Origin of the sequence: Salinivibrio sp. PR5 (genome assembly GCF_001996085.1) — a bacterium.
Taxonomy (GTDB): Bacteria; Pseudomonadota; Gammaproteobacteria; order Enterobacterales; family Vibrionaceae; genus Salinivibrio; species Salinivibrio proteolyticus.
The window spans coordinates 1-12400 of the sequence record NZ_MUFK01000060.1 but is presented as its reverse complement, the minus strand read 5'-3'; the positions used below and the strand labels follow the sequence as shown (position 1 = coordinate 12400).

The 12400-nt window shown below is 48.6% G+C and carries 12 protein-coding genes; 7 read left to right on the top strand and 5 right to left on the bottom strand.

Annotated features, from left to right (window positions below):
* Positions 1–64 precede the first annotated feature (64 nt).
* Positions 65–1618 carry a methyl-accepting chemotaxis protein gene (locus tag BZG82_RS15075; RefSeq protein WP_077678283.1) on the top strand — a complete coding sequence of 518 codons (1554 nt, stop codon included), beginning with the start codon at positions 65–67 and terminating at the stop codon, positions 1616–1618.
* Between the two features lie 122 nt (positions 1619–1740).
* Here the strand turns inward: BZG82_RS15075 and folE are convergent, their stop codons facing one another.
* The gene (gene folE, locus BZG82_RS15070; RefSeq protein WP_069587112.1) at positions 1741–2397 is read right to left on the bottom strand and encodes a GTP cyclohydrolase I FolE; all 657 of its coding nucleotides are present in this window, start codon (positions 2395–2397) and stop codon (positions 1741–1743) included.
* Positions 2398–2757: 360 nt separating this feature from the next.
* On the opposite strand from folE, the gene BZG82_RS15065 reads away from it, so the two are divergent.
* The 5 genes from BZG82_RS15065 to BZG82_RS15050 all read left to right on the top strand — a co-directional run bounded on the left by BZG82_RS15065 (position 2758) and on the right by BZG82_RS15050 (position 6867).
* On the top strand, positions 2758–3579 hold the full coding sequence (locus BZG82_RS15065) for a phosphate ABC transporter substrate-binding protein (protein ID WP_077479731.1): 822 nt from the start codon (positions 2758–2760) through the stop codon (positions 3577–3579).
* A 72-nt stretch (positions 3580–3651) separates the two neighbouring features.
* Positions 3652–4563, top strand: coding sequence for a phosphate ABC transporter permease subunit PstC (gene pstC / locus BZG82_RS16520; protein WP_077662038.1), 912 nt, complete (start codon positions 3652–3654; stop codon positions 4561–4563).
* Between the two features lie 3 nt (positions 4564–4566).
* Positions 4567–5412, top strand: a complete 846-nt coding sequence (gene pstA, locus BZG82_RS16515) for a phosphate ABC transporter permease PstA (protein ID WP_198928565.1) — start codon at positions 4567–4569, stop codon at positions 5410–5412.
* 18 nt (positions 5413–5430) lie between these two features.
* Entirely contained in the window at positions 5431–6186 is a 756-nt protein-coding gene (gene pstB / locus BZG82_RS16250) for a phosphate ABC transporter ATP-binding protein PstB (protein ID WP_108742996.1), read from the top strand.
* A 237-nt stretch (positions 6187–6423) separates the two neighbouring features.
* Positions 6424–6867, top strand: coding sequence for an META domain-containing protein (locus BZG82_RS15050; protein WP_077662040.1), 444 nt, complete (start codon positions 6424–6426; stop codon positions 6865–6867).
* 33 nt (positions 6868–6900) lie between these two features.
* Here BZG82_RS15050 and BZG82_RS15045 read toward each other — a convergent pair whose 3' ends face one another.
* The 3 genes from BZG82_RS15045 to BZG82_RS15035 all read right to left on the bottom strand — a co-directional run bounded on the left by BZG82_RS15045 (position 6901) and on the right by BZG82_RS15035 (position 9674).
* Positions 6901–8457 carry a CHASE domain-containing protein gene (locus BZG82_RS15045; protein ID WP_158076013.1) on the bottom strand — a complete coding sequence of 519 codons (1557 nt, stop codon included), beginning with the start codon at positions 8455–8457 and terminating at the stop codon, positions 6901–6903.
* A 265-nt stretch (positions 8458–8722) separates the two neighbouring features.
* A complete protein-coding gene (locus tag BZG82_RS15040) occupies positions 8723–8917 on the bottom strand; it encodes a DUF4250 domain-containing protein (protein WP_069587103.1) in 195 nt (64 codons plus the stop codon).
* Between the two features lie 85 nt (positions 8918–9002).
* Positions 9003–9674, bottom strand: a complete 672-nt coding sequence (locus BZG82_RS15035; RefSeq protein WP_077766214.1) for a hypothetical protein — start codon at positions 9672–9674, stop codon at positions 9003–9005.
* A 232-nt stretch (positions 9675–9906) separates the two neighbouring features.
* Here BZG82_RS15035 and BZG82_RS15030 point away from each other — a divergent pair, with 232 nt between their 5' ends.
* Positions 9907–11115 carry a GGDEF domain-containing protein gene (locus BZG82_RS15030; RefSeq protein ID WP_158076012.1) on the top strand — a complete coding sequence of 403 codons (1209 nt, stop codon included), beginning with the start codon at positions 9907–9909 and terminating at the stop codon, positions 11113–11115.
* A 5-nt stretch (positions 11116–11120) separates the two neighbouring features.
* Here the strand turns inward: BZG82_RS15030 and BZG82_RS15025 are convergent, their stop codons facing one another.
* Complete coding sequence (locus tag BZG82_RS15025) at positions 11121–12341, bottom strand: MFS transporter (protein ID WP_077766213.1); 1221 nt, start codon at positions 12339–12341, stop codon at positions 11121–11123.
* Positions 12342–12400 lie beyond the last annotated feature (59 nt).

Here is a 12400-nt window from a genome sequence, read left to right as displayed (position 1 = left end):
GCCCATAGCCGCTAGACTAAAACTAATAAGGCTCTTATGAACTGTGATCAGAAAGATAAATACTATGAGTGGTAATGAAGTTGTATTTGGTGACGATGAACGCCTCGTTTCGACCACCGATAAACGTGGCGTTATCACCTACTGTAATCCAGAATTTATTCGTATTGCTGGCTTTGACGACGACGAATTGATGGGTGCACCCCACAACATCATTCGCCATGCTGACATGCCCAAAGCCGCTTTTGCGGACATGTGGCGAAACCTCAAAGCCAATCAACCGTGGCGAGGCATCGTTAAAAACCGTTGTAAGAACGGCGATTATTACTGGGTTGATGCTTACGTGACCCCAATCTATGAACGCGGTCAGGTAACAGGCTATCAGTCGGTACGGGTCAAGCCAGATCCCGCGGTGAAACACCGAGCTGCCCAGATCTACAAAAAATTACGTGCGGCCGAAAAAGGAGGCAAATCATTAGGGGGGGTCTCCATTGAGAACATTCCCGGCGCCGCTAAACTGGCACTGCTTATCGCCGGCCTCGCGGTTGCGCCGCTCTCCCTCGCCTTTGCTCCCAGTATCAATGGATGGGATATCGCCAGCGCTGTCGCCATGCCTGCCATATTAGGCACCCTATTTCGCGATGAGCTGTTGACGCTACCCGCTTTGATCCGTGGCTATCAAGCCGACTATGACAGTATTAGCCGCTATATTTATGCAGGAACAGGCTTAAGCTCAATCGCTGACTACAAGGTTAAGATGCTGCAAGCGCGGATCCGTACCATCCTCGGCCGTATGTTGGATGCCTCTTTGTCTCTCAATCGCTTTTCTGATGAATTGAGCGCCCTCTCGCAGCGTGTTTCTCAAGCGATCAATACCCAAAGTCATCAAATCACCTCGGTGGCCAGCAATATTGACCATGCCTCAGACTCGGCCAATAAAGTGTTAGAAAACGCGCAGCAAAGTGCTGAGCTACTGCAATCAGTACAGCAACAAAGCCAAGAGACACAAGCGCTGCTTCATCAAACCGGCGAGCAGCTTCAAGCCCTAGCCAAACAGTCTGAAAGCTCATTATCCGCGACACAGCAGCTTTCTGTGACCGCAGAGCGAGTCACCGATTCAATGAGTGAAATCAGTGGTATTGCTGAGCAGACCAATTTGTTAGCTTTAAATGCCGCAATTGAGGCTGCGCGTGCCGGTGAACAAGGTCGCGGATTTGCGGTTGTCGCTGAGGAAGTCCGCGCCCTATCTAGCCGCACGCAAGGCGCAACAGAGCAAATTCAGCAATCTATCCAAGAGATGCACGATACCATTCAACAATGGCAAGCGCAGATCCATGTTAGTCACGAGCAAACCCAGCAATGTGTCGATACTACAGATCATAGTATTGCCAGCTTAAACGCGGTGACGACGGCGATTGACGATGTGGTATCGCGTACCAGCGAAACCCATCACTCAGCACAGGCCCAACTGCAGACTTTTAATGATATTAATCGCGATATCCATGCCATTGAATCGGTATCACAGCAGAACCTCAATGAAGTGAACGATGTTTCGCAAGCAAGTGCAGAGCTGCGCGACAAAGTCCGTCAGTTTCACGATATTGCCAAACAGTTTGAATAGTCACACCTTGGCCACTCCATGACTGGTCAAGAACAAGCTCGGTTCTGACTGTCATAAAAAACGCCCGCCATCTCACGATGGGGGCGTTTTTGCATCGTTTCGCTTACTAGGCGTCTCTCTAACTAATTGATACCGTGCAGAAATTCAGCGCGCGTCGCAGCATTCTTTTTGAATTGACCACCTAAAGCAGTGGTGGTTGTCTCACTGTTCGCATCCATCACCCCACGCGATTTCACACAATAGTGTGTTGCTTCGATACGAACCGCAACATTGTCGGTTTCAAGTAAGGTTTGCAATGCCACCAGGACCTGACGCGTTAATCGCTCTTGTACTTGGGGACGTTGAGCGAAGAAGCGAACAATGCGATTGATCTTGGATAGCCCAATCACTTTCTTATCCGGTAAATAGGCGACAGTTGCGCGCCCATCAATGGTCACCAAGTGGTGCTCGCAGGTACTGGTGACTGAAATATCCTTCACACGCACCATCTCGTCGCAACCCATCTTGTTTTCAATCATGGTTACTTTAGGGAACTGCGTGTAATCCAAGCCCGAGAAGATCTCGTCCACATACATCTTTGCGATTCTTGCTGGTGTCTCCGCCAAGCTGTCGTCAGTCAAATCAAGATCAATAGATTGCAGGATTTCACGCATGTGAAATTCAATTTTTTCTTTTCGTTCTGCCGCAGACAACGCTGACTTTGCTGTCATCGGTGTCTCAATACCACGAGCAACCAGCGCTTCCTGAACTTTTTTTGCAGCATCGCTCAATGCCATGATGGATTCCTTTTAGGTCTGGCCTAAGTTGTTCTTTTCAGTACACACATTGCCCGCGAACGGATCAGTGCTGTCATTTAATAGAAGAATAACGTTAATCATTTAAAAATACACCTTGTGAATACTATGGCTTTTACTACTTGACCCATAAATGCGCACTTAAGTGTCAAGCCAAGTGAACACGGGAGGTTTGCATGTCTGATTCATTCCACAAGGTCTGTTTTTTTCTTTTCGATGTGCCGTCAAATCGGTTGGCCGTCATCAAGGCTTCAAGTTAATGAAACATATTTGTCATGTTTCTTTCCTAAAGTGCCTCTCGTTCGAAACAACAAACCGCGACTCATCGCAAATAAGGGATACGATATGAAATCTAAGGTCTTTGGCGCCATCATGATGGCAGGTGCCATGTTCTCTGCCTCAGCAAGTGCACAAGAAACTGTTTCAATCTCTGGCTCAACGTCAGTAACCGAAGTCATGGAAGTGTTGGCTGAAACCTATCATCAGCAACACCAAGACACCTACATCGAAGTACAAGGCACAGGTTCGTCAGCAGGTATCAAAGCCGCTAAAAACGGCACTAGCTATTTTGGCATGGCTTCACGCGAGCTAAAAGCTTCTGAAAAAGAGTCTTCACTAAAAGAAACAGTCATTGCCCGTGATGGCATCGCTGTTGTTGTCAATAACGCCAATGGCGTCAAAAACCTTACTGCAGACCAAATCGCTAAAATCTATCGTGGCGAAATCACCAACTGGTCAAATGTCGGTGGCGAAAACAAACCTATCGTTCTGGTGACACGTGACACGGCTTCGGGCACGCGTGGTGCATTTGAAAGCATCATGGGTCTGAAACGTAAAGTGAACGGCATGAAAGTGTCAGCCATTTCACAAAAAGCACAAGTCGCAAATGGTAACGGCGTCGTGAAGACCATTGTTGCCAACAACCCACTTGCAATTGGTTACATCTCTCTAGGCTCTGTGGATGATTCCCTAAAAGCACTGAGTGTTGACGGTCATGCACCGACTACTGAAGCCGTGGCAGCGGGTGACTACAAAGTTGCTCGTCCTTTCTTAGTACTTCATAAAGAAGGCACTACCTCAGCAGCGGCGGACGATTTCCTCAACTGGGTACTGTCTGCAGATGGCCAGAAGATTGTTGCAAACCAAGGTTATATCGCTGTTAAGTAGAATTTTGGCCCAGCAAATGGCTGGGCCTTCTTTTGTTACATCCTTAGCCATTTTTGGCATGGAGTTGTTATCATGACCATCGCATCCGAACAGGTAAATAATGTCTCGGACTCGAGTCTCACTAGACGCACTCGAGTTGACTGGCGAGAAAAGATTTTTCACGCCTTGTTTTTATTCAGTGCCATTGTAGGCGTGTTATCACTTGCCACCATTGGCTACTTTATTTTCCGCGAGAGTATTCCTGCACTCTCTGCCGCTGGCTTCACCGATATCGTCTTTGGTAGCGAGTGGCTTCCGCCCGCGCTCTACGGCATTGCGCCCATGATTGTGGCGTCATTGGCCTCCACCGCAGGGGCTGTCCTTTTGGGTGTGCCTGTCGCTGTGCTCACCGCTGTCTTTATCGCGGAAGTCGCACCGAAATGGCTCGCCAATATCATCCGCCCGGCGGTTGAGCTCCTCGCAGGCATTCCATCGGTGGTTTATGGCTTCTTTGGTCTGGTCATCATCGTTCCGTTGATCCAAGACATCTTTAATGTTCCGGCGGGCAACACCCTACTTGCCGGTGTCATCGTGTTGGCCGTCATGATCTTACCAACGGTCATTACGGTGTCTGAAACCTCGCTACGCGCCGTACCTCGTGCCTATAAAGAAGGCTCTCTGGCACTTGGTGCATCATCGATGTTTACGATCTTTAAGCTGCTTGTGCCTGCTGCTCGCTCCGGGATTATGACGGGTGTGATTTTAGGGATTGCACGTGCGTTGGGCGAAACCATGGCGATCATCATGGTGATGGGTAATGCCCCAGCGATGCCAGAAGGGATTCTCGATTCAGCGCGTACCCTTACCGCCAATATCGCATTAGAAATGTCTTATGCCACGGGCGTGCATGCCAGTGCCCTGTACGCGACCGGTGTCGTCTTGTTGATTTTCATTATGTTACTCAACGGCGCGCTGCTCTACCTGAACCGCGAGAAAGCGAGATAAGTTATGTTGTCACGTCAATTACAAGATAAATTAGCCTTAGGGTTTATTTGGACAGCAGCAGGCTTAACCGTCGGCTTTCTGTTCTGGATAATCTGGTACATTCTGAGCAACGGCCTGCAGTATGTTGACTGGTCATTCATTTCCAGCGACTACACGCGCATTGGTGAGTCCTCTGGGATTTGGCCGATGATTGTCTCTACCGTCTATATGGTACTCGCCTCGATTGCCATTGCGGCGCCAATGGGGATCATGACCGCGATTTACCTCACCGAATATGCGAAAGTGGGCAGTAAGCTAGTCAAAGTCATCCGCTTTTGTACCGAATCACTGGCAGGCATTCCTTCAATTATATTTGGTCTGTTTGGCCTCACGTTTTTTGTGGCGGTACTGGGGCTCGGCTTTTCGATTCTTTCCGGTGCGTTGACGCTCAGTATTTTGATCCTTCCGGTGATTATCCGTACCACTGAGGAAGCCTTAATGGCCGTCCCTCAAACCTATCGCGAGGGATCGTACGGACTCGGTGCGTCCAAAATCTACACCATTTGGAAGTTAATCCTGCCCAGCGCGATGCCAGGGATTATCACCTCAATCATTCTTAGTGTAGGTCGCGTGATTGGCGAGTCTGCACCTGTTTTCCTCACTGCCGGTATGGTGGCGCGTATCCCTGATACATTGCTTGATTCAGGACGCACGCTTACGGTGCATTTGTATAAGCTCACACAAGAGCTTTACACCGTCCATGAGTGGCACCAAGCCTACGCCACTGCCACCGTACTGATTGTTGTCGTGCTGGTTATCAACATGCTAACCAAACTCATTGCACGCCGATTCAATAAAGCGACTTATTAACGCATTCTGAGGCCCGACATGAACAAATTTGAAATCAATGATTTAAATCTTTATTACGGTAACGGTGAAAACCACGCGCTTAAAAGCATCAACTTGCCGATTCCTGCTAAGCGTGTCACCTCGTTGATTGGTCCTTCTGGTTGTGGAAAATCAACCCTATTGCGCTGCTTGAATCGCATGAACGATTTAATTGAAGGTGTCCAAATTGACGGTCGACTCACCATGGATGATCAAGACATCTATGGCAATATCGACGTTGCCGGCCTACGGATTAAAGTGGGCATGGTGTTTCAAAAGCCTAACCCCTTCCCAATGAGCATTTACGACAATGTCGCTTATGGCTTACGCGCCCAAGGCATTAAAGATAAAAAGCACCTAGATGTAGTGGTTGAAAAATCACTACGTGGCGCAGCATTATGGGATGAAGTCAAAGATCGTCTTAAGGCCCATGCTTTTGGGCTGTCTGGCGGTCAGCAACAGCGCTTATGTATTGCTCGCACGATTGCGATGGAGCCGGAAGTGATTTTGATGGATGAGCCCACCTCTGCCCTCGATCCTATCGCGACGAAAAAAATTGAAGACTTGATGGAGTCATTAAAACAAGACTACACCATCGTCATTGTGACGCACTCCATGCAGCAAGCCCGTCGTATTTCCGACCGCACTGCGTTCTTTTTGATGGGAGAGCTGGTGGAGCACGATGAAACAGCCACGCTCTTTGCACAGCCGCAAGATGACCGAACGCGAGGCTATGTGAACGGTGATTTCGGTTAAATACGTCGCTGCCAATAAAGTGTCATAGAGTTGTGATTAACTAACTAGGCACTTGTTTGCATCGGTTCCTAACTCCAAACATAACGATAATAATTCACGCGATGGTATATCTTGGCCCCTCTACCGGGGCCTTTTTTTTGCGCGGGATAAAAATAAACAAGAAATTGACATTGATGCATCGATTCATTGCCACAATAAGACCCATAAGGTCACGTCTCCAGTGTAGGAGGAATCATCATGAAAAAAGTGTTATTAGTCGCTACGTTGGCGAGTATCGGCGCAACCGCTTGCAGCAACGATTTAACCACTGACCCGTCAAACCAAAACGCAATCACCGTTGAGACTATCGCTCAAAAGTGGCAGTTGGCAATGGTCGATGACCAAAACATCAGTGCGGAAGGCGCACCAACCCTTACGGTTAGTACTGACATGGTCGCGAGTGGTTATACCGGGTGTAACCGCTATTTCGGTAATGCTCAGCTCGAAAACAACCGTTTTCGTATTGACCGGATGGCGAGCACACGTATGGCATGTGCCTCTCAAGCGATGGATATGGAATTCACAGTCAGTGACGTACTCAGCGACTGGAGTCAAATCAACATAACGGACAACCAACTAACACTTGCTAACGATAAGACGACGCTGACGTTTAACGCCGTGCAAAGCAACACTACGCCGTAGATAAACCAAACGGCGCCCCTCGGGCGTCGTTTTTTATTCTATCTCCATCCAATGCCAGCGTTCTGGTTCATCCGCCCTCGCCCGAGCGAGGGCTATCTCCCCGTAAGAGCACATTCTCGCCACCGTCATTTGCTCGTGATCGCTGAGCGTTACCCCACCGACATAAACGTCGACTAACATGGCACCCTCTTCTCGTTCAAACGGTAGCTGCAAGCGTTTTACCGTCAGTAAGCACTCTTCAGCCAGTCGCTGCGCGCCTTCTGTGCGCGGTAGTATTGCGACAAATTGGCTGCCACTGTATCGGCATAACAAATCACCTGGGCGCTTCAGCATATTATCTAACGCTTCTGACAGGCGGCGAAGCACTTGATCGCCGGATAAACGGCCATACTTGAGGTTGTAATCCGATAAACGCTCAACTTCCACAATCATCAAACTCAGCGGGGTTTCTTCTCGCAGTGCCCGCTGAATTTCACGTTCTAACTCCGCTTCAAAATGGCTGCGATTGTACAGTCCGGTTAAACCATCACATTTCGTCATCGACTCGAGTTTGGTGTTTGCGTCCCGTAATGCACGGGTTTTCTGATCAACCTGTGCCTGCACGGTTAAGGTCCTCAGTTGTAGTCGATACAGCAGGTAACTGATGATAATAAAAATGATGGTGCCTGCCGCGAACACCCAATAAGGCATGTAGGACTGGCGTGCAGTCACATATTCAGCCGTCGGATACCCTTCCACTTGCCATTCTCTGCCTGCGAAAAATACCGGGAGTGACTGCTGGGTTAACGCCTTGTTCACCGGTGAACTGAGAGTGGCTATTTGGCTATGCAAAAGCTGAGGGTTTCGCTCATCGGTAATGTCATTAAGCGAGAAATTAATCCCATCATTAATCACCGTATTAATCGCGAGATTAACAAGCTCACCAATATCAATGACAGCAACTAAAAAGCCGCGAAGGTCACTCGTTTCCTCACCACTTAACTGTTCTGGGTCACGGAGAATCGGCATAATCAGCAAAAAGCCCTGTACGCTGCCATACGCCCTTTTGACCGTTGTCGCGGGCGTTGCAACAGGCACACCGGTGTTAAAACTGGTTTTAAGGGCTTGGCGAGTCACCGCAGTCGACCCCATATCATATCCGATCACAGACTGATTACTGCTCGCGCTCGACGTAAAACGGATAGGAAAGTACATATCTCGCCGCTGAGCGGGGACCAATGCCCCTGTCTCATCAAACTCAACAATATCGGTTCCCTGTTGTGAGTCCCCTTGCATCGCATCTTGGACATAGTGCCGCCGTTGATGATGCATCACTATATCGACCCACTCAATTGACTTAAAACTTAGGTGCCGCTCCAACACACCTGATGTCATAGGTTGGAAGTTGCGAGCATTAAGGCGATGGCCCGCATCAAAATGATTTTTCACCGCATACAGAAGCTCTAAACCAAGATTGACTTCCCTGCCCAGTGCCATAGCAGCATTATTGACATCTTTTTGGACTTCTTTGCGAATCGCATTTTGCTCAGATTGGAACAGCAAATGTCCAGTCAGCGCAGAGAAACCTATCCCCACGAGGACTGTTATCACAATGATGCTCCAAGCGCGTCGCGGCATTCCAAACGTCCTTCTGTCTGTATCCTGTTGCCGAGAATTCGGCCGCTTTTATATAAAATTTCGCCATATTAAGCGTAGTGCTTCACAGCTCGGGCGATCAATTTTTTAACAAAAACCAAACAATTGTCACGAATAAGGTCAGCGCACTTTGAACAGAATGCTAATCAAGGAAGACAGAAAAGGCCCACTCCAAGTCTGGGTGAGCCTTCGCTAAAACGGTAAGTCACTAAAAAATCGGTTATTTCAATTTCAATTGGTTGGTTAGCGGATCGTACTCACAACCAATGTCGTTAAATTTGTCTCGGATTTGCTCATCGTCTAGGTCGAAATGGGCCATCAATGATTCAAGGCTATCGCACTCTAAACGCAAACGTTCATTGGCAATACTGAAAAATATTGCCCCATCCAAACGATGAATATTGTTGATGTCCATGGTGGCCTCTCCTTATCTCGGCTGAACCCGTTGGGTCAACAAAGCTCGATTTTAAGTATAGAAATACTCGGGGCCACTCGCCAAATCATCCCATCACAATGGTGTTTAGGCTAACACTGGCAGCGAACAAAAAACCAAACCCAATCATTAAACGCCACCATGCAGGTTTGGTGTGTTTGAGCAAATGCCAAATGGATGCGGCAATACCCAACAAGCCTAATCCAACCCCTGCAAATAAAGCATTAATATTCACAGTGCTGAATGTCGTGAGCGATGCTGCCACAGCAACCAGTAATACCGTGGCCATCAAGGCCAGCACGCTCGCGAGAGGCAATAAGTTATCAAACGCTTGTAAGCGTGATTTGGCTCTAACTAACAGGCCGTGTCCGGCACTGGCTCCCAGAAGGACTATTTGCAACAAGCCAAATACAGCGACCATCCAGCCCTGACTCGCCGTAATGATTAACCATGCAACACATGCCGTTAAGTTTGCGACATGCAGCAAAGGAATGGGACCGGAGTGACGCGTTTTGCCCGTTTTTGATCGAAACGCAAATAAGCCTAAAAACAGAAAGGGTATAGTGGCTAAAAAGCTAGATGGAACCAGGATCACCCATGCGAACACCAGCACCCAATATGCACGGTGGAAACGGCCTCGCTGGCCCGGACAGATTTCACCTTTGAGTAATGCCAACGACAAGACCAGTTGCGCACCCAAAATAGCCGAAACGAGGGAAGGAGCAACATACGCGTACATAGAAACAACACCTTATGGCGATCAATAAAAAACCCGCAACTGTGACTACTTTTTACGGTAAACAACTGGCGGGATCACATTAGATTGAATAAGTACTGTAAATACGTACAACAAACTGGAAGGTTTGCGCACGAATACCACACTAATGACAACTAAAAACGAATCAAAACAACATCGCGATCATAACAAAAATAGGCGCGCTACCGGAACCTTTGTACACGCAGGAGCAAACATGAGCGCAATGACTGAAAACATGAGTCATGTTGTCTACAAGCTTCAAATCTCTTTTCTCGAGCTTTGGAGCGCAAAAAAGCATGCCAATAGCTTTAACAATACTCGTAGTACCTATTTACGTAGTCGCTTGTGTGTGCTTTGCTATGTTTGGGCTGCGCTTACCATCGCTTGGTCTCCCGCCGACTTTCTTTTTCTCGGAGACAAAACGATCGCGGCACAACTTTCCGTTCAGCGATTGATACTTGCCGCGTTCCTGATCGCGATTGGCTTTTCAGTCAATAAAGTCAATAACCTTAAAGCCGCCAAGCTGGGCTTGATGGCAATGGTCTGTGTCACCAACCTTTTTTACTTCTCTGCCAGTCATACATTAGGCTTTCCCTCCGAGAACAGTGTTTTTTCATACAGCTACACCTTATTACCCATTATCCAAATAGTCATGCTGACGATTTTTCCGCTCACGATGAGAGAGAGCTTGACACTGATGAGTGTCACCCTCGCGTGCCATTTATGGGTCGATTCATTTAGCGGTGTATTGCTCAATCCGGATAATATTTCGTCCTACTGGCTGCAAACGGTAATTGCTCTGATGGTGTTATGGTCACAGCTTTCACAGTTGCATATGATTCTCAGGCTGTATCGCCAAGCCACGCTAGATCCGCTGACCGGTATTTATAACCGCCGTATGCTCTTACAGCTGGCGATGCGTGCCTTATCGATCAGCGAAGATAGGCACTCTCCTTTCTCCGTCCTGATATTGGATTTGGACAAGTTTAAACGTATCAACGATAAATGGGGCCACTACGCGGGCGATGTGGTTTTGCAGTCTTTCACACGTGCCGTGCAAGAACGGCTGCGCAAATCAGACATTTTTGGTCGCTTTGGCGGTGAAGAGTTCATCGTATTTCTCCCCAAATGCAATGCCGACAGCGCACAGCAGATCGCAGACCGATTACTGAACGGAATTCGCGCCATGGATGTGTTTATTGACGAAAGAGACGCGCCTCTGAAAGTGACAGCATCAATTGGCATTTCCAGCTATCAAACTGGTGATACATTGTCGTCACTGATAGAGCGCGCAGACAGCGCTCTCTATCAAGCGAAAGCAGAAGGTCGCAACTGTACGCGTCAATATCAAGTCGGCCAGCACTATCCCAACGATGCCAGAGAAACCGCAAGCTATATCAATAGCGCCCTAGAAACCAGCTAGTGCCATTAATGGCTCAACGCCGTTTCTGATGAAGAGGCGGCGGGTTTGCTTTTTCCCGTTGACTTGTACAGCGCAAGCACAAGTGCCAGCACAGCAAAACCCAAGCTGCACGCAGCGACCACCACACCTTCCCAAGCATAATGTTGCCAAGCGGCAATCAGGTAAAAGCCACCTAAGCTACCACCAGTGTAGTAATGTACCAGATACAAAGCCGTTGCCGTCGCTTTACCCTGATTGGCTTGTCGGCTTACCCAACCATAAGCGAGAGAGTGAGTAAAAAATGCCCCGCCACTAACCACCAGTAATCCAACAATCATCCAAGTGATGTCATGGTGTAAGGTCACTAATACGCCCAACATGGCAACAATAGTGCCAAATGCCATGCCACGAATCGCACCGAACCTAAGTACCCAGCGTCCACTCAATCGTGATGTAACGGTGCCCGCGAGATAACAGATAAAGACCGACGAAACCAAACTCACTGGCAATTGATAAGGCGGCGCCACCAGCCGGAACGTCATTACCGAAAACAAATTGACGAATAACGCAAAGTTGATACCGCCAATTAACATAGCTAGCCACAACCTTGGGGTACGAAGATGAGATAGCACGCCTCGCGAGTGAGTCAATAACGAGGTATTCCCTTGGGTAAAGTATTGCTGACGCGGCAATAATTTAGTCACCAAGGCGACGCCCAACAAACTCAATACCGCCATTCCTAGCACCGCCCCTTGCCAGCCCCACCAATCGGTCATCATTCCCCCCGCAACACGTCCGGATATCCCGCCAAGAGAGTTGGCACTGATATAGCTACCTACCGCGATCGCAAACGCTTTAGCAGAGAATTCTTCAGCCATATACGCGACCGCAACCGCGGCAAAGCCACCTAATGCTGCGCCCATCAACGCCCGTAACCCAACAATCAACCAAAAGCTGTTGGTTGCTGCCATCAGAAGCCCGATCGCAGGGAGCATCCAGAGGCTGACTAGCATAATCGGACGGCGTCCGAGTCGTTCGGACAATACCGCCCACGGGACGAGTGAGAAGGCAAGACCTAAGGTCGCGGCAGCCAGCAACCAGTTGGCACGGGTTTCACTGATCCCATCGTGGCTCGCAAATACTGGCAACATCGGCTGAAAGAGATATAAGTTGCAAAAAATAAGGAAGGAGCCGAATGCCAGAGCAAAGGCCGTTAATCGGTAACGCGATGAGCCAAGCTCAATCATGACAACCTCATCATATCGTTAAGTTGTGATCATGCTAGCAACGGCAATGTGATTAATAA

Bases quoted from the DNA above. Each gene is read 5' to 3' on its own strand.
- BZG82_RS15025 (WP_077766213.1), bottom strand. From the start codon at position 12,341: ATGATTGAGCTTGGCTCATCGCGTTACCGATTAACGGCCTTTGCTCTG.
- pstB (WP_108742996.1), top strand. From the start codon at position 5,431: ATGAACAAATTTGAAATCAATGATTTAAATCTTTATTACGGTAACGGT.
- BZG82_RS15030 (WP_158076012.1), top strand. From the start codon at position 9,907: ATGAGCGCAATGACTGAAAACATGAGTCATGTTGTCTACAAGCTTCAA.
- BZG82_RS15065 (WP_077479731.1), top strand. From the start codon at position 2,758: ATGAAATCTAAGGTCTTTGGCGCCATCATGATGGCAGGTGCCATGTTC.
- BZG82_RS15050 (WP_077662040.1), top strand. From the start codon at position 6,424: ATGAAAAAAGTGTTATTAGTCGCTACGTTGGCGAGTATCGGCGCAACC.
- BZG82_RS15040 (WP_069587103.1), bottom strand. From the start codon at position 8,917: ATGGACATCAACAATATTCATCGTTTGGATGGGGCAATATTTTTCAGT.
- pstA (WP_198928565.1), top strand. From the start codon at position 4,567: ATGTTGTCACGTCAATTACAAGATAAATTAGCCTTAGGGTTTATTTGG.
- pstC (WP_077662038.1), top strand. From the start codon at position 3,652: ATGACCATCGCATCCGAACAGGTAAATAATGTCTCGGACTCGAGTCTC.
- BZG82_RS15035 (WP_077766214.1), bottom strand. From the start codon at position 9,674: ATGTACGCGTATGTTGCTCCTTCCCTCGTTTCGGCTATTTTGGGTGCG.
- BZG82_RS15075 (WP_077678283.1), top strand. From the start codon at position 65: ATGAGTGGTAATGAAGTTGTATTTGGTGACGATGAACGCCTCGTTTCG.